A 16,467-nucleotide genomic window follows, 5' to 3' on the forward strand; every position below is an offset into this window, starting at 1 on the left:
GGCGGGGGGCCGGCCCCCCCCCCCACCCCCGTTTTGGCCCCGCTCTGGCGGGGTTCTTGGCGCCGCGGGGGGGGGGGGGGCGCGGCGCGGCGGGGGGGGGGGGCCCCCGGGGGCCCCCCCCCCGCTCGATCCGGCCGGCGCCGGCGGTGGATTCGGGCCTGCTGCTACCAGCGGTACCAGCGGCCCCGGCTGCCCGAGGCCCCGGTACCGCGGGCCACGAACCCGACCAGCCACACCACCAGCACGATGATCGCGACCCACCACAGGGCCTTCAGCGCGAAGCCCGCCCCGAACAGCAGCAGGGCGAGCAGCAGGACGAGAAGAAGGGGAACCATCGTGACCTCCAGAGTCTGTGTCAGAGCTCCGGCTGCCCCGGCCCACGAGGACTATTCACACGAATGTTCCCACTGGTGGTGGGCAGGCGACCGTCGTACCCGCAGGTCCGCGAACGGTGCGGGCTGGTGCCAGGTGGTCCGCACGGAGGTGCCACCGAGCATTCGGTGGTCCGGGTCCGGCAACAGCCGGGTGGGCGCTTGCTACCGGACGCGGCGTTCGGTGCACGATTCCCGAGCCTACCGACCGGGCCCGGGTCTGCTTGCGGTGAGCGCACCGGTGGGGCCGGGTGTCGGAGTTCGGGCTGTGGCCTGGGCGGATGGGCTCTTCCGGTGTGGCCTGGTGGTCATCGGAAGTCCCGGCCGGCGGGGCTGGGGCGGGGGCGAGCGGGGTCAGGCGCGTGGCGACGAGGGTGACGGCGCCGTCGCGGCACTCCGCCGTGCCGTGGACGAGCAGCCCGGCCTTGCCGAGCGCGACCTTGCACCGGGGCCGCAGTCCCAGAGGTGGGCCTCGACTGCGACCGGGCGCCCGGCGGGCGTGTCGGCCAAGTCGGCGGCGGTCAGGGCACCGCAGGTACGGGCGGGCATGCTCGACGTACGGCCCTCCCGCCGGTACCGCGCCGGCAGATGCTCCACCGACCCGGCGAAGGCTGCGGCATGGGCGACCTCCTCGGCAAGCCGGGTGGCAGGGAACTGACGATCGGTCATGCAGGGCCCCTCGCAAGGGGTGTGGACGGGCCACGCGCAAGGAGCACGGACCGGCCAGTCTCCCCCCGCCCAGAGGACAACCGGAGTCCGGGCGGCGTCGGCAGCGAGCACGGGCGCTGCTTGCCTCCGCCGGGACCAGCGGAATTGCGCAGCCGACGACGAGGGGACTGCGGCACCGTGGCCGCTGTTCGACGAGTGCACCTCAGGGGAGAGCGTGACCGGGTTCGACAGCGCAGGCACGGTTCCTGCTGCACTGCGCGCCGCACTGTCAGTCGGTGGCGATCGCGGCAGCGCCCTGGCTCTGCGAGCCTCCACACTGCTTCTCCTCGGCTACTCCTGCGACGCCACCCCGATGGAGCTGTCCGTGCCGGTGCCGCCCTCGGCCTGGTGGCCGCGCGCAGGTAGGCGGGCGGAAAACTCGCCGGGCGGCAGCGCCTGGGCGCCGACGCGTGTGCCCGCAGCTTGGCCGGGCACACGCCTGGGCGGCGCCCGGAGGCACCGGGTGCGCGTCCGCTGGACGGAGGCCGCGATGTCCTCATCACAACGCCGAACCGCCGGTCCTGGCCCGGCCCCGGTCGAGACGGATGTGCCGGGCCGGCTCGACCGGCTGCCGTGGTCGCCGTGGCACTGGCGGATCCTGATCGGTCTAGGCACGGTGTGGATCCTGGACGGCCTGGAAGTCACCGTGGTCGGCAACCTGGCCGCCCGGCTCGCCGAGCCCGGCAGCGGCATCGCGATCAGTACCGCCCAGGTCACCACGGTGGCCGCCGCGCTGTACGTGGCGGGCGCCTGCTGCGGCGCGCTGTTCTTCGGCTGGCTGACCGACCGGCTGGGCCGCAAGAAGCTGTTCATGATCACCTTGGCGGTGTACCTGGCGGCGACGGCGGTCACCGCGCTGTCGTGGACGGCCTGGTTCTTCTTCCTCTGCCGGTTCTTCACCGGATTCGGCATCGGCGGCGAGTACGCGGCGATCAACTCGGCGATCGACGAGCTGATCCCGGCCCGGGTCCGCGGCCGGATCGACCTGATCGTCAACGGCAGTTTCTGGATCGGCGCCGCCCTGGGCGCGTTCGCCTCGATCGCGCTGCTGAACACCTCGCTGTTCGCGACCGACGTCGGCTGGCGGCTCGCGTTCGGGATCGGCGTGGTGCTGGGCCTGGTGATCCTGCTGGTGCGCCGGCACGTCCCGGAGAGCCCGCGCTGGCTGTTCACCCACGGCCGCGGGGAGGAGGCAGAGGAGATCGTCGCGGAGGCCGAGCGGATCGTCGAGCGGGAGACCGGCAAGCCGCTGCCGCCGGTGGACGAGCCGCCGATCCGGATCCGCGACCGCGGCCCGATCGGGTTCGTCACCATCGCCCGCACCCTGGTGACGACCTATCCGCGGCGCACGATCCTGGGCCTGTCCCTGTTCATCGGGCAGTCGTTCCTCTACAACTCGGTCACCTTCGGCTACGCCGCGATCCTGACCGGGTTCTTCGACGTCCCGGCCGGCGACACCGGCTACTACTTCGCGGTGATCGCGGTCGGCAACTTCCTCGGCCCGCTGCTGCTCGGCCACCTCTTCGACTCGGTCGGCCGCCGTCCGATGATCGCCGGCACGTACATCGGCTCCGGTGTCCTCCTGTTCGGCACCGCCTGGCTGTTCCAGCGCGGCTCGCTGGACGCCACCACGATGACCGCCTGCTGGACCGCGGTGCTGTTCCTCGCCTCCGCGGGCGCCAGCGCGGCCTATCTGACGGTCAGCGAGATCTTCCCGCTGGAGACCCGGGCGATGTGCATCGCGTTCTTCTACGCGGTGGGCACAGCGGCCGGCGGCATCTCCGGTCCGCTGCTGTTCAACGGCCTGGTGAGCAGCGGCCAGGTGGGAGACGCCTCACTCGCGTTCTGCATCGGCGCCGGCCTGATGGCGGCTGCCGGCCTGGTCGAGGCCGCGATCGGGGTGAAGGCGGAACGCCGGAGTCTGGAGTCCATCGCGGCCCCGCTCAGTCAGGTTGCCGAGCCCACGGCCAAGCGCTGACCACGCCGTGGCGGAGCGTCTCGGACGGGAGATCCTCGAACCGGATCGAGCACTGCTGCCCCTGCGCCTTCGCGGTACGGCTGAGTGGTGACGGCCGGCAGGTGACCGCAGCCGTGTCCCCCGCAGGCGAGGGACACGGCTGCGGGTGGAATCCCGTCCGACGCGCCGTCCGACGCGCCGTCAGGCGCGGGGCGGGCTGGTGGCGGTGTGGAGATGAGGTCGAACAACGCCCGGTCCACCGGACTCAAGCGGCCCGGTAGGGGCCGGAAGGACACCGGCGACGTGCTCGATCGACGGCTTCTCCGGCGTCCGGCCGAGCACTGCGGCCGGCTCCCGCAGGATCTGCGCCTCCACCGAGGATGCGGCGACCGAGCACTGTGGCCCGCCGGGGCCAGGGGGCGGTTGCGGGCCGGCGATCCGCACGAGCTCCCCGGTCGGGTGCAACTTCCGGTGGTCCCGCGCGTCGGTCCGGTCAGATGTCCGCCTCGCCCTACCGTGCTTCGTGAGCGATCCGGGCGGACCGCCGGGATCCCGAGCCAACCGGGAGAAGCCTTGACCACGACGACTGGCATCGGCCTTGCCGAGCTCACCGGGGACTACGTCCTCGACCCCACCCACACCCGCATCGGCTTCGTCGCCCGCCACGCGATGGTCACCAAGGTCCGCGGCGCGTTCCACCAGTTCGAGGGCACCGCACACCTCGACGGGACCGACCCGTCCAAGTCCACCGCCCAGGTGGTCATCAAGACCGAGAGCATCGACACCGGCGTCGAACAGCGCGATCAGCACCTGCGCACCAACGACTTCCTGGACGCACCGAACTTCCCCGACATCACCTTCCGCACCACCAAGGTCGAGCGGAAATCCGACACTGACTACCGGGTCACCGGCGACCTCACCATCAAGGAGACCACCAAGCCGGTCACCATCGACTTCGAGTACACCGGCAACGCCGTCGACCCGTACGGCAACCTGCGCGTCGGGTTGGAAGGCCAGGTGACCATCTCCCGCAAGGAGTTCGGCGTGACCTGGAACGCCGCCCTCGAAGGCGGCGGCGTCCTGGTCGGAGACAAGGTCGTCCTCGAGTTCGACGTCTCCGCGATCAAGCAGAGCTGACAGACCCACCACGCCCGGACTGCACAGCCCCGATCGCTCGGCGACAGCCTCAGGACCGTACGCCCCCGAGGTTGTCGCCCGGCCGGCTCCGGCAGGATCTGCGCCGCGACCCCGGACACCCTGACGGAGGCGGTGATGGCCGACGGGTTCCGGTGGGGGGCGAGTCCGGGCTGAGGACTCATCGGGTCCTCCTTGGTGCGGCGGCCCGCCGTGGCAACGGCCCGCCGTACGACGGCAGCGGCTGACGGGCAGTCAACGGGCCACGCAGTACCTTGCACTGTGGCGCGTCCGTAGGGCAGCCGGCCCAAGCCCTCCCTGTAGCCGAGCCATCCGAGGATCGACGCCAGGTGCCCGCACACCACGGCCCGCGGGCGCTCGCTCGACCCGGTGGCCGGCCACCACCTGCTCGCACCGGATGCCGTGGCCGGCCACGAGGTGCGGCGCCGAACCCGGTGCTGCGCGGTGCGCGTCCGCCCCGCGCTCGCGGGGACAACTTGGTAAGAGATGGCCGCTACGGCCGCCAGATGACGACGCCATCACGCACCACCAGCGGCACCGGCCGACGTGATTCGTAGAACCGGATGCTCCCCAGGTCCACGATGTCCGCACCGCCGACGGTGTTCCGACGGCTGTCGCCGGCCTTGGTCGCGAGCCAGCCGAGCAGCCGGCCCGTCAGGTCGAAGTCGTCCGGGTGGATCTCCTGCCGGCTGGTGAGGGCCCACACGCCGAACCAGGTGGTGCGCTCTCGGCGAAGGAGCACCGAGACGAGCGCGCCGTCGATCTTGAAGGCCTCGCCGTGGCCGGCCAGAAGGGGCCGGGGTTCGTCCTCGATGACGAGGTGGCCGTCATCGTCGTGGTACGCGTTCGGAAACTCCGTCACGATGCGAAGGGTCTCCGGCCTGGGGCCGAGACCGAGGTGCCATCGGAGCTCGGCGAGTTCCTCCTCCGACAGTTCGTCGAGGTCCAGTGCGAGCGTGAGTTCGTAGATGTCGGCCATGGCCGCAGACGCTAGTACCTGCCTCTGACCGTCCTCCCTCGCGGCTGGATCCGGCCGGTGCCGGGCGTCAGGCAATGGCCCGAGTTCGGTCCTCTGCCTGATGGACTCGGACTCTTCGCCAGAACGGCCTGAGCACCCGGAGGACGAGCCCCGGGCGCCACGTCGCTCGGCGGTGTCCGGCCGGCCGTCCTCCTCCGACCCCCTCCGCCACCGGGCCGGCACGGTGCCCTGCGGGTTCGGTGGGCGCGCCGGGTGCGGCCGCGCGGCGGCGCTTCCGGGCCGCCTCCACCTGACGGATCGTCATCTCCTCGACGGCGAGGTCGGCGGCGCTCGGTCCGAGGCCGTCTCCCTGAGGGTGGAACCGGGCGCGGTTGCGCCGCCACGCCCGGCTCTCCAGGACGCCGCGCACCGGGGCCGGACACCGCGACGGGACGGCCCGTGGGCCGTCCCGTCCTCCGCCGCGCCCCGGCCGACCGGGCCGCCGCCGCCCGTGGGTCACTCAGTCGCAGTCCCGGCAGATCGGCTGGTCGTTCTTGTACCGGGCGAGCCTGCTGCGGTGGTGGACGAGGAAGCAGCTGACGCAGGTAAACTCGTCACTCATCATCGGCTGCACCGCGACGGTGAGCTCCTCCCCCGACAGGTCGGCACCAGGCAGCTCCACGCCGTCGGCCGACTCGAGCACGTCCAGGGCATCGATGCTGGAGGCCGACTTGTCACTGCGGTGGGCCTTCAGCTCCTCGATGCTGTCGGTCGAACTGTCGTCATCGCCCTTGCGCGGAGCGTCGTAATCGGTTGCCACAGAAAAGGGGTCCTTGTCATCGAGAAACACTGGCCCGGGCCGGTTCGCGGAATCCGCGCCCCGGCCCGCGCCGAGTCCGGTACCGGACGGTGTGCGGAGTGTAACCGAGACGGGGCGGGCGGAACGGCCGACCACCCACAGACGCCCCCGGCAGCCTGCGCCCGCTGCCGGAGGGCAGGGGCCCGGGCGGGGCGGCTCAGCGCAGGACGTCCAGCTCCGGCCAGTCGTCGCCGGGCCGATCGAGGAAGCTGGTGGGCCGCCCCGCCAGGTACCGGGCGAAGAAAGCGGCGACGGCGGTGCGTTGGGCGGCCAGGGAGCGGCAGGGGTCGATGGTGCCGATGAGTGCGGCCACGTCGGGGAGTCGGAGGTGGCGGGCGATCCGGGGCAGGAGGACCTGGAGGTCGGTGTACGAGCCGTGGGCCGCGTCGCGCAGTCGCAGGGCGTGCCGGGGGCCGGTGGAGGCCGCCCAGCAGGTGGCCCAACTCGGTTCGTTCTGCAGGGTCTTGGCCCCGGAGGCCATCAGCAGGAAGGGCTTGGCGAGACCGCTGGTGGCGACGGGTCCGAGGAGGGCGCCGTCGAGGTCGGCCGCCGCGCGGACACCAGGTTCGTCGTGGGCGAGCTGGGCCGCGACGGAGCCGCCGAGGGACTGCCCGAGCACGCCGGTCCGGCCAGGGTCGGCGGCTTCGGCGAGACCGTCCGGGAGAGGACCGGTGACGGCACCGGGGCGGTCGCCGCGAGCGAGGGCGTCGAGTGTGCCGAGGACGAAGCGGGCGTCGGCGAGGCGGGCCTCGGAGTGCCGGGCGAGCAGCGCGGCGATGACGTCCGGGGTGAGGTCGTCGGGGAGCGGGAGGGCGCGTTCGACCCGGCCGCCGGGGAACTCGACCTGCTCGGTCTCGTAGGTGGAGTCGAGGGCGACCACGAGGTGGCCACGGCTCGCCAGTTCCTCGACCAAGGCGGTGCCGAGGGCACGCGAGCCGCCGTCGCCGGAGGAGAACAGGATCACGGGCAGCCGGCCGGCACGGCGGGCGACGGGCGCGCCGGTGCGGGCGTGGGTCCTGATCCCCCGCCAGTCGACGGCACCGGTCGGGACGCCGAGAGCCGGTGCGGAGTACGTGTCCCAGTCGGCCGCCGCAGCGGGGGGCAGCCAGCGAGCCACGGGCTCTCCGGCACCGGGCTGCGCCGGGTACCAGAGGGTGGCCATCAGCTCCCGGTAGGGCTTGCCGGGAAGCAAGGGGTCGGGGCGGCTGCGGTCGACCAGGTGCAGGGCGACGGTACCGATCGGCCAGGGCCCGGTCGGCGCGGGCAGGCGCAGCGGGATGGGCGGGCGAGGGACGGACCCGGGGCCGTGTCCCCGGGCAGGGGCGGCGGCCAGGGTGGTGAGCGCGGCGGCGCCGAGCGTGCCGAGCAGGACGCGGCGGGTCGGGGGCATGGGCGGGCTCCTTCGGTGGGGCGGATGCGAGGTCGCCACCAGGGTCCCGTCGCCGGGGGTACGGGGGCGCCCTGCCCGGGGACGATCGCGCGGGTGGGCGCGGGTCGCCCCGGGGCGGGTCCGCTCCTCCGCGCGGAGGAGGCCCCGGTATCCCGGAGTCTCCCCCGGTCTCCGCCGGTGGGCGGACGCCCCTGCGGGCGCGGAGCCCTAGCGTGGGCCTGCGGCGACGACCGCCGGACGACGTGAACGCGAGGAGGGGCACGATGGCCGAGGCCGGTGGGCTGCGGACGGGCCTGGCAGGTGCGCTCACCCAACTGCCTGCGCGGGTGCCGCCGTTGGTGGCGGACGCCCTACTCGCGGCGGCCCTGTTCGTGGTGACGCTCGGGCCGGGGCGGGTGGCGGACGGTCGGGGCTTCGCGTTGCAGTGTGCTCTGGTGCTGCCGCTGGTGTGGCGGCGGCGGGCGCCCCGGGCCGTGTTCGGGGTGATCGCGGCTGCGGCGCTCGTGCAGTGGCTGCTGGGTGTCCAACTGCCGGCCGATGCGGCGTTGCTGGTCGCCCTCGGGACGGTGACCGCGCGGGCTCCGTCGCGGTCGGGGTGGGTGGCGGCTGCGGTGGCGGTGGCCGGGGCGGTGCTGGCCGCGGCGCGCTGGGCACCCGAGGGGCGCTTCCTCGCCTCGGGCGCCGCGATGACGGCGGCGGTGGTCGCGAGCGCACTGCTCGGGGCGAACGCCCGGATCCGGCGGGCCGCGCGGGCACAGCGGCTGGCATGGCTGGTACGGGACCGCGACGAGCGGGAACGCCGGGCGGTGGAGGAGGAACGCGCACGGATGGCAAGGGAGTTGCACGACAGCGTGACCCACGGTCTGTCGGTGGTGGTGGCGCTGGCGGACGCGCTCGGGCACGCGCGGCCGGACGACGCCCGCGCCGTGACGGCCCGGATCGCGGAGACCGGGCGGCAGGCCCTGACCGACATGCGGCGGGCACTCGGCCTGCTCCAGGACACCCCTCCCCACACCGGAGCGGGCTTCGACGCGGGGCCCGGGGATGACCGGCGGTCGCCACCGGGGATCGGGCAACTCGCCGCGCTGTGCGAACGCACGCAGGCGGCCGGCCTGGTGACCCGCCTGCGGGTGGACGGCGAGAGCGCCGGGGTGCCGGCCGCAGCCCAGCTGACGGTGCATCGGATCGTCCAGGAGTCACTGACCAACGTGCTCCGCCACGCGCCGCAGGGGACGCGGGCCGAGGTGCGGGTGACCTGTGCACCGGCGGAGGTCACGGTCGAGGTGACCGACGACGGCCAGGCCACCGGGCGCAGAGGACCGGGCACGGGCGGGACCGGCCGGGGTCTGGCGGGGATGCGCGAGCGCACCGCGGCGTTCGGCGGGGAGCTGGAGGCTGGCCCGCGGCCGGGCGGCGGCTGGCGGGTCTTCGCCCGGCTGGATCCCGGGGGCACGCCGTGAGCGTCCGGGTGCTGCTGGTGGACGACGAGGAGCTGCTGCGGCTGGCCTTCGGCATGATCCTGCGCGCCGAACCGGACATGGAGCCGGTCGGGGAGGCAGCCGACGGGGCGGCAGCGGTGGAGCTGGCACGGCGGTTGCGGCCGGACGTGGTGCTGATGGACGTGCGGATGCCGGGCACCGACGGCATCGAGGCGACCCGGCGGCTGCTGCGCGAGGCACCCGAGGCGCGGGTCCTGGTGCTCACGACCTTCGACCTGGACGACTACGCCTTCGACGCGCTGCGGGCCGGGGCGTCCGGCTTCCTGCTGAAGAACAGCCGGCCGGAGGAACTGCTGCGGGCGATCCGCGACGTGGCCCGGGGCGACGCCGTACTCTCCCCCCGGATCACCCGGCGGCTGCTGGACCGCTACGCCCACGGGCTTCCCACCACCGGCCACCACGCAGGCGGCGGGGGCGGCACGGACGACGCAAACGGCGGGACCGGCGCGGGGCCGCTGAGCGCCCTGACCGCCCGCGAACGCGAGGTCCTGCTGGGAGCCGCCCACGGCCTGACCAACTCCGAACTCGCCACCACCCTCGGTCTCGCGGAACCGACGGTGAAGAAGCACCTCGGCCGGGTCATGGCCAAACTGCAGCTGCGGGATCGGGTACAGGCGGTGATCTTCGCCTACGAATCCGGTCTCGTCCGCCCCGGATAGGCGCGGACGGCCGTCGACCCGCGCACGTCCGTACCGTCAGGCGCCCACCGCGGCCGACCTTCGCTCGTCGACAGCCGGGAGCCGGGACGGCAGAATTCCGAGGTGACGAATCTGACCGATCTGAGCGAGCGCGAGTACTTCGCCCTGTTGTCCCGGCGGACCGGCCTGTACGTCGGCCGTCCGTCCTTCAGCAGCGTGGCCGCCTTCCTGGTGGGCTACGACCAGGCGGCGCGACGGCACGGCGGGCCGGGGCTGGACGGCTGGCGCGAATGGCTCATGGCGAACCATCAGGCCGCCGGCAACCTCGTCTGGCAGGCCCAGGTCCGGCAGATCGCCCTGCCGGACGAGGAAGCCGGCCGGGACCTGACGCCGGATCAGGAAGCACACCTTCTCCAGGTGCTCTTCGAGCTGCTCGACGGGTTCCTCGCCGAACGGGACGGTGCTGCCTCGGGGTCGTAGGCACCGTCCACGGCTTCCGGGGTCCGGGCGACGGCAGGACGCACGCCGTCAGGAGGACTCCGCCGGAGGGAAGAAGCGGGCGGCCCGGCGCAGCTCGTGCAGGCGCTCCAGGAGCACCGGCGGCCAGAGGCTGCCGTCGTACTGCGCCAGCGGGACGCCGGGCACCGGGCCCGGGTAGCAGGCGCGTTGCAGCCACTGCTCGTCGGCCGGGTACGCCCGCCGGGCCTGGGCCCCGATCTCGTCGCACCACCACGCGGCGGCGGCCAGCGACGCGCGGGGGCAGTCGGCGTCGTACGGGGCGGGGACCGGCATCACGAAGTCCGGGTGCAGCGCGGGCCCTTCGGGCGCTTCGGCGGCGTCGGTGCAGGTCGCGGCGGGGGCGAGGGTGGAGGACACGGCGGGAGCGTAGGCGCCGGTGGCGGCGGTGGGGCGGACGGCCCGCCGGGCGGTCGGGTGACGTGGCCCGGTCGGCGCAACGCGGGCGGGACGTGCCCGGGGACGTGGTGCCGGTGCGATGCCGGGACGGTGCCGGTTCGGTGCGGGCTGCTGCGAGGGTCGTGCCGGGCCGGACGGACAGGTGGCCGGCCCGGACCGTGGACAGCGTTCTCCGAGGAGTGGTCGCATGACGAAGTACGTGGGTTCCTCCCGTTCCGGGCAGCGCCGGTCGAGCCGCTGGGCCGGCCTCGCGCTCGCAGCCGCCCTGGCCTCGGCCGGGCTGGTCTCGATCGGCGCCGCGCCCGCCTCGGCGCAGACCTGCTGGGTCGAGGTGTTCTACGAGGGCCACTGGATCAGGGTCCAGGTGCCGTGCGGCACGTCGACCTGCACCGTCGAGGGCGACGCCGTGCAGCCGGGGTTGGCGCCGCGTCAGATCGGCGCCACCGTCCCGGGGAACGGACGGCAGGTGGGCTCGGCAGCACCCTGCGCCTGACGGCCGGGCACCGGAACGACGGTCGGGTGCCCCGCCGCAGTGCGGACTGCGGCGAGGCACCCGGCAGCCCCGCACCCCACACTCCCGCGCGACCTCCCCCGCCGGCTCGCCCGGCTGGTCACCGCCGCCCTCCGGGCCTGAACCGCGACCGGACCGGCCGCCGCTGCTCCGTTCGGCGGAGACCGGCACCCGCGGGCGCGGCGCTGCCCTCCCCCGGGCGGGGGCCACTGCTCTGATGGACCGTCAGCACGGCCGACGGAGAGGGGCCCGCAGTGGCAGCGGCAGGCAATGCGCAGGAGCGGGAGCGGGTCTCGACCGCCGCGTACGTGAACCTCGTGACGGCGACCGTCGGCTTCACCCTCACCTTCTGGGCGTGGAACCTGATCGCACCGCTGGCCGGTGAGTTCGACAAGACCCTGCACATGTCCTCGTTCGCCCAGTCCCTGCTGGTCGCGGTGCCGGTGCTGGTCGGCTCGCTCGGGCGGGTGCCGGTCGGAGCGCTGACCGACCGGTTCGGGGCGCGGCTGATGTTCCCGCTGGTCTCGGGTCTGACGATCATTCCGGTGCTGCTGCTGATCCCGGCCCGGAGTTCGTACGGGGCTCTGCTGGCCGTCGGCTTCCTGCTGGGGCTGGGCGGCACCACATTCGCGATCGGCGTGCCGTTGGTGAACTCCTGGTTCCCGCCGCACAAGCGCGGCCTGGGCGTCGGCGTGTTCGGCATGGGCATGGGCGGGGTGGCCCTGTCCGGGTACTTCACCCCCCGGCTGTGGAAGCACGGCGAGAACCTGCCCTTCACCGTGCTGGCGGTGGCCCTCGCCGTCTACGTGGTGCTCGCCCTGCTCCTCGTCCGCGACCGGCCCGGCCGGGCGGTGCCGACCGCCCCGCTCACCGCCCGGCTGGCGGCGGCGGGAAGGCTCCGGGTCACCTGGGAGCTCTCGGCCCTCTACGCGATCGGGTTCGGCGGCATCGTCGCGTTCGGCGTCTACCTGCCGACCTACCTGAAGACCTGGTACGAGCTCTCGCCCACCGACGCGGGCACCCGGGCGGCCGGCTTCGCCCTGGTGACGGTGGTGTTCCGCCCCATCGGCGGCTGGCTGTCGGACCGCGTGCACGCCGCCGTGGTCACCGCCTGGTCGCTCGCCCTCACCGCGCTGTTCGCGATCGTCCAGGCCTTCGACCCGGCACTGGCACCCGTCGGCACCATCGCCTTCCTGCTGATGGCGGCCGGGCTCGGCACCAGCAGCGGCGCGGTCTTCGCCCTCGTCTCCCAGGTCACCCCGCCGGCCCAGGTCGGCAGCGTGACGGGCATCGTCGGCGCGGTCGGCGGGCTCGGGGGCTTCGTGCCGCCGCTGGTGATGGGCGCGATCTACAGCGCCGAGGGCAGCTACTCGATCGGCTTCATGCTGCTCTCCGACCTCGCCCTCGCGGGCTGCGTGTACGCGGCGGTCCGGATGCGCTCGGTCCGCACCGACTCCCCCACCTGAGCCTCCCGGGGGGGCGACGGGCCCGGCCGTCAGGGCAGCGGGCCTGACGGACGGTCAGCGGCGCCGCCGGGTCAGTCGGAGTTGAACCACACCAACACCCCCGGACCGTCCGGCGTGACGACCGGCAACCACGCCTCGTCAGCCTCACCGATCCGGCTCTCGTCCAACCGCAGGGGGTACGGAGCCTCGACCGTCCCGTCGGACGCCCAGTACTGCACGGCCTCGACGGCCGCCCGCAGCCGGCCGCCCTCGGCATCGCCCTCCGGCCACCGGTACCCCCACGTGCCGGCGCCCCCGAAGTGCCCCTCGAACAGCTCGCGCAGGGCGGCCAGTTGCTCGGGCCCGTGCAGCGGCACCAGAAAGCCTTCGACCTGCCCCTGTCGGCACGTAACAACGCCGTACTGCTGGTGGTAGACGACCCTGGTGCCCGCTTCGACCACCACGAACAGCCAGCCACCGGCGCTCATGCCGTCGGGATCGAGGGCTACGTGGCGTCGGGGGCTCATGGCGCCAGTCTCCCGGGCCACCGCTGCGGGCTCAACGGGTTTGCGGTCCGGTGGCCGTGGCCTCGGGGAGAGCGACGAGCTCGATCTCGAAGGCGTCCTCGTTCGCCAGGTAGGCCGCGTAGTGCGACGGGCCCCCGGCGTACGGGTGGCGGCGCGGGAAGAGCAGGTGCCACCCGTGCTCGGGGGCCTCGGCGGTGAGGGCGTCCACGGTGGCGCGGTCGCGGACGTGGAAGGCCAGGTGGTTGAGGCCCGGGCGGTGGCGGTCGTGATGACCGGCACTGAGCGCCGGGGACTGCTCGACCACCAGGTAGGTGGAGCCGCTCAGCCAGCTGCGGCCGAGCGGCCAGTCCTGGTGGACGGTGTGGCCGAGGGCCTCCAGCAACCAGCCGAACGACCTCACGGCGCGGGAGAGGTCGGGGACCCAGAGTTCGACGTGGTGCAGGGCGCCGTGGGCCGGACGCGCCTGCGGGTGCGGCGTGGTCATCGGGTCACGGTAGCCGGGGGCATCGGCCGCACCCGACCGGGGGTGGCCGGGCCGGTGGGCGCGGAGGGAATCGGCACCGATGCGCCGTCGGTCCCGCCATCCATCCGCCGCGCCGCCCGGGCAAGGGAACGAACAGCGCCGAATTGTCTGTCACTCGACGGCTCAAGTCAATGGTCTTGGGGAGGATTTGACGTGCCGTCAGCGTAGTCCTCGCAGCCGGGCCGGTCCACCCCCGGAGGGGGACGTCCGGCACCGGGGGCGGTGCGAGGGTGGTACTCCGGGCCGGGAGGCGGACCGGGGAGAGGAACGTCATGGGTGGGATCGGCAAGCGGCGGCGGATCGGGGTACGGCTCGCCGCCGTGGCCCTGGCGGGGGCGAGCGTGGTGGCGGTCGCCCCGACCGCCGGGGCGGTGGACCTGGCGGGGACCGAGGCGGAGCGGCGGGCCCGGGTCGAAGGGCAGCAGGAGCTGCGGGAGTTAGTGGAGCACGGCGGGATGACCGCCGCGCTGGCGGAGATCCGGATCGGGCGCTCCACCTGGCGCGGTGCGGTCGGGGTGGCGGAGCTGGGCAGCGGCCGGCCGGCCCGGGCGGACGGCCGGTTCCGGATCGGGAGCGTGACCAAGACCTTCGTGGCCACGGTGGTACTCCAGCTGGCCGGGGAGCGCCGGCTGCGGCTGGACGACCCGGTGGAGCGCTACCTGCCGGGCGTGGTGCCGAACGGCGCGGCCATCACCGTGCGGCAGCTGCTGAACCACACCAGCGGCCTGTACAACTTCACCGAGGACGACCGCTTCCTGGTGAACGACGAGGCCGAGCTGGAGGACTACGCCTACGGCCGCTGGCGCTACCAGGACCACCGCGCCCGGCAGTTGGTCGCGGTAGCGGCCGAGCACGCGCCGTACTTCCCGCCGGGGCAGGGCTGGAAGTACTCCAACACCAACTACGTGCTGGCCGGGATGATCATCCAGAAGGTCACCGGCCGCAGCTGGCAGCGCGAGACGGAGCGGCGCATCGTCGAGCCGCTCGGCCTGCACGACACCCTCTTCCCCACCTCACAGACCGGGCTCGGCGGACCGTCCGCGCACGCCTACCTGGCCATGCCCGCCGGACCGGCCGACATCACCCGGTTCAACCCGAGCGTGGTGGACTCGGCCGGCAACGGCATCTCCACCACCGCCGACCTGAACCGCTTCCACGCCGCGCTGTTCGGCGGCAAGCTGCTGCGCCCGGCCCAGATGGCGGATCTGACCACCACCGTGCCGACCGGCACCCCGGGCGGCAGCTACGGGCTCGGCGTGCTCCGGATCGACCTCGGTCCGAGCTGCGAGCCGGCCTGGGGCCACGACGGCGGACTGCCCGGCTGGAGCACGCTGCTGCTCGGCAGCCGCGACGGGAAGCGGCAGTTCGCGCTCTCGCACAACCCGTTCGTCGGCACGGACGACTCGGCGAGCGGGCCCGCCATCGGCTCGCTGATCGTCAAGACGCTCTGCGACGAGCAGCGGCCGGCCGCACGCGGCACGGCGCCGTGGACGCCGCCCAGCACCGGGCCGGACCTGCTGGTCACCCCGCGCTGATCGCGGCGCACGACGCCGCCCTGACGGAGCCTCAGGGATCGTCCCGGGGCGAGCGAACGGGCGGGGCCGACGCAAGGTGGTCATCGAGTCCCGACCGGGCACGACGAGGTCGTCGCAGCCCCGGAGCACCGGCACGTCGGCACGTCGGCCACGGTGAACTCCCGTCCGCCGGAACGGTGGTGGACCGGGAGGTCCCGCTCCGCGACGATCACCTCGACGTCCTCGGTGCGGTGCCCCGCCGGCGAGCCGGTGGGGCACCGCACCGAGGAGCAGCTCGGCGCCGACCCGGACCCCGACGCCCGGTCCCGAGTCCTCGCCGTGCTCACCGCAGGGCTGCGGGCCCGCTGATCCGCCCGCGCCCGACGGACCGCCGCCGCGCCGGACCGCCTGCCCGCCGGACCGCCCGCTGACGCGGTGCCGCCCGACGGACCGTCAGGACCTCCCCGCGAGCAGCGTCCACGGCTGCGGGCGGGCCAGCGCGAGGCGCGGCTTGGCCTCCGCCCAGTGCCGGACGGCGGTGGCCAGGGCCGCGCCCGGATCGTCGACCCGGTGGGTGGGGACGAACGGCTCGGTCATCGAGGTGTAGCTCTGGAACATCGCCAGCAGCTTCACCGCCTGCGCCTGGAACGGCGAGAGGTAGCGGTCCGCCAGCGGCAGGAAGAACCGCTCCCAGCGCTCCACCGGCACCAGCGGGGGCGGCTCGACCGGAGCCACCCCGTGGGCGGCCCGGTACTCGTTGACGGTCTCCCGGACGACGTCCACCAGGGCGGACAGCCGCAGGCAGGAGGCACCCGCCGCGAGCACCTCGGTGCGCGGGGCGGCGGGCGGCTCGGCCAGCGCGGCGGCGGCGATCACCTCGGCGACCCGGTCGACCGGGCTGATCTCGGCGTGGCCGTCCGGGGCGCCGACCACCACGGCGGCCAGGCCGGAGACCAGCGCCTGGAAGATGGTGTACGGGCCCGAGAAGCGCGCGATCCGCCCGTCCGTGCTGCGGCCGACCACCAGCGGCGGGCGCACCACGGTGACCGGGCCCGGGTGTTCGGTGCGCGCCACCTCCTCGCAGCGGGCCTTGGACCACTCGTAGCCGTTGCGGTACCCCTCGAACTCCGCGCCGCGCAGGTCCTCCGGATTACGGGTACCGCCGACGTAGGCGGTGGAGACCTGCACCAGGTGGGTGTCCCGGTCCGCCAGCGCCAGGACCGCGCGCAGCGGGTCGATGTTCGCGGCCTCCGCCTCCGGGCGGCTGAGCGTCCACCGGGTGGAGGCCGCGGCGTGCACGATCACGTCCCAGTGGCCGGCCAGCTCGGCGGGCGGCGGCTGCTCGCCGATCCGCCAGGACAGCACGTCGTCGGCGGGGCGGCGGGCCACCGGCACCAGGGTGTGGCCGGAGGTCCGGAGCAGGTCGCCGAGCTCGGTGCCGACCACACCGGTGGCACCGGTCAGGAGGATTCGCATCGCGGGGTCCCAGGGGTAGCA

General features: G+C 74.1%; 16 protein-coding genes. 8 read left to right on the forward strand and 8 right to left on the reverse strand.

Annotation, left to right across the window (positions count from 1 at the left end; genetic code table 11):
- Positions 1 to 164: 164 nt before the first annotated feature.
- Positions 165 to 335, reverse strand: coding sequence for a hydrophobic protein (locus tag ACIRBX_RS00210; protein WP_402292803.1), 171 nt, complete (start codon positions 333 to 335; stop codon positions 165 to 167).
- A 1,234-nt stretch (positions 336 to 1,569) separates the two neighbouring features.
- Here ACIRBX_RS00210 and ACIRBX_RS00215 point away from each other — a divergent pair.
- Positions 1,570 to 3,057, forward strand: a complete 1,488-nt coding sequence (locus ACIRBX_RS00215; protein WP_402292804.1) for an MFS transporter — start codon at positions 1,570 to 1,572, stop codon at positions 3,055 to 3,057.
- A gap of 552 nt (positions 3,058 to 3,609) precedes the next feature.
- Positions 3,610 to 4,173, forward strand: coding sequence for a YceI family protein (locus ACIRBX_RS00220; protein ID WP_402292805.1), 564 nt, complete (start codon positions 3,610 to 3,612; stop codon positions 4,171 to 4,173).
- A gap of 511 nt (positions 4,174 to 4,684) precedes the next feature.
- On the opposite strand, the gene ACIRBX_RS00225 is transcribed toward ACIRBX_RS00220, so the two are convergent.
- From ACIRBX_RS00225 to ACIRBX_RS00235, 3 genes are all read right to left on the reverse strand, one after another.
- Positions 4,685 to 5,170 carry a hypothetical protein gene (locus ACIRBX_RS00225; RefSeq protein ID WP_402292806.1) on the reverse strand — a complete coding sequence of 162 codons (486 nt, stop codon included), beginning with the start codon at positions 5,168 to 5,170 and terminating at the stop codon, positions 4,685 to 4,687.
- A gap of 499 nt (positions 5,171 to 5,669) precedes the next feature.
- On the reverse strand, positions 5,670 to 5,969 hold the full coding sequence (locus tag ACIRBX_RS00230) for a DUF4193 domain-containing protein (RefSeq protein ID WP_402292807.1): 300 nt from the start codon (positions 5,967 to 5,969) through the stop codon (positions 5,670 to 5,672).
- A gap of 196 nt (positions 5,970 to 6,165) precedes the next feature.
- Positions 6,166 to 7,398: an alpha/beta hydrolase family protein gene (locus tag ACIRBX_RS00235; protein WP_402292808.1), complete on the reverse strand. Its 1,233-nt coding sequence runs from the start codon at positions 7,396 to 7,398 to the stop codon at positions 6,166 to 6,168.
- A 263-nt stretch (positions 7,399 to 7,661) separates the two neighbouring features.
- On the opposite strand from ACIRBX_RS00235, the gene ACIRBX_RS00240 reads away from it, so the two are divergent.
- The 3 genes from ACIRBX_RS00240 to ACIRBX_RS00250 all read left to right on the forward strand — a co-directional run bounded on the left by ACIRBX_RS00240 (position 7,662) and on the right by ACIRBX_RS00250 (position 10,015).
- Positions 7,662 to 8,858: a sensor histidine kinase gene (locus ACIRBX_RS00240; protein ID WP_402292809.1), complete on the forward strand. Its 1,197-nt coding sequence runs from the start codon at positions 7,662 to 7,664 to the stop codon at positions 8,856 to 8,858.
- On the forward strand, positions 8,855 to 9,556 hold the full coding sequence (locus ACIRBX_RS00245) for a response regulator (protein ID WP_402292810.1): 702 nt from the start codon (positions 8,855 to 8,857) through the stop codon (positions 9,554 to 9,556). Before ACIRBX_RS00240 ends, ACIRBX_RS00245 begins: the two co-directional genes overlap by 4 nt.
- Before the next feature lie 102 nt (positions 9,557 to 9,658).
- Positions 9,659 to 10,015, forward strand: a complete 357-nt coding sequence (locus ACIRBX_RS00250; protein WP_402292811.1) for a hypothetical protein — start codon at positions 9,659 to 9,661, stop codon at positions 10,013 to 10,015.
- Positions 10,016 to 10,063: 48 nt separating this feature from the next.
- Here the strand turns inward: ACIRBX_RS00250 and ACIRBX_RS00255 are convergent, their stop codons facing one another.
- Positions 10,064 to 10,411: a hypothetical protein gene (locus tag ACIRBX_RS00255; RefSeq protein WP_402292812.1), complete on the reverse strand. Its 348-nt coding sequence runs from the start codon at positions 10,409 to 10,411 to the stop codon at positions 10,064 to 10,066.
- Between the two features lie 226 nt (positions 10,412 to 10,637).
- On the opposite strand from ACIRBX_RS00255, the gene ACIRBX_RS00260 reads away from it, so the two are divergent.
- Positions 10,638 to 10,943 carry a hypothetical protein gene (locus ACIRBX_RS00260; protein ID WP_402292813.1) on the forward strand — a complete coding sequence of 102 codons (306 nt, stop codon included), beginning with the start codon at positions 10,638 to 10,640 and terminating at the stop codon, positions 10,941 to 10,943.
- Positions 10,944 to 11,215: 272 nt separating this feature from the next.
- The gene (locus ACIRBX_RS00265) at positions 11,216 to 12,427 is read left to right on the forward strand and encodes an MFS transporter (protein ID WP_402292814.1); all 1,212 of its coding nucleotides are present in this window, start codon (positions 11,216 to 11,218) and stop codon (positions 12,425 to 12,427) included.
- Between the two features lie 71 nt (positions 12,428 to 12,498).
- Here ACIRBX_RS00265 and ACIRBX_RS00270 read toward each other — a convergent pair whose 3' ends face one another.
- Entirely contained in the window at positions 12,499 to 12,933 is a 435-nt protein-coding gene (locus ACIRBX_RS00270; RefSeq protein ID WP_402292815.1) for a DUF6210 family protein, read from the reverse strand.
- 31 nt (positions 12,934 to 12,964) lie between these two features.
- Positions 12,965 to 13,417, reverse strand: coding sequence for a VOC family protein (locus tag ACIRBX_RS00275; RefSeq protein ID WP_402292816.1), 453 nt, complete (start codon positions 13,415 to 13,417; stop codon positions 12,965 to 12,967).
- 311 nt (positions 13,418 to 13,728) lie between these two features.
- Between ACIRBX_RS00275 and ACIRBX_RS00280 the strand changes: the two genes are divergently transcribed.
- Positions 13,729 to 14,991, forward strand: coding sequence for a serine hydrolase domain-containing protein (locus tag ACIRBX_RS00280; protein ID WP_402292817.1), 1,263 nt, complete (start codon positions 13,729 to 13,731; stop codon positions 14,989 to 14,991).
- Between the two features lie 432 nt (positions 14,992 to 15,423).
- On the opposite strand, the gene ACIRBX_RS00285 is transcribed toward ACIRBX_RS00280, so the two are convergent.
- Positions 15,424 to 16,446 (reverse strand): SDR family oxidoreductase, encoded by a 1,023-nt coding sequence (locus ACIRBX_RS00285; protein ID WP_402292818.1) that lies wholly within the window; start codon positions 16,444 to 16,446, stop codon positions 15,424 to 15,426.
- Positions 16,447 to 16,467: the final 21 nt, after the last annotated feature.

The organism is Kitasatospora sp. NPDC096147, from assembly GCF_044763225.1.
Lineage (GTDB): Bacteria > Actinomycetota > Actinomycetes > Streptomycetales > Streptomycetaceae > Kitasatospora.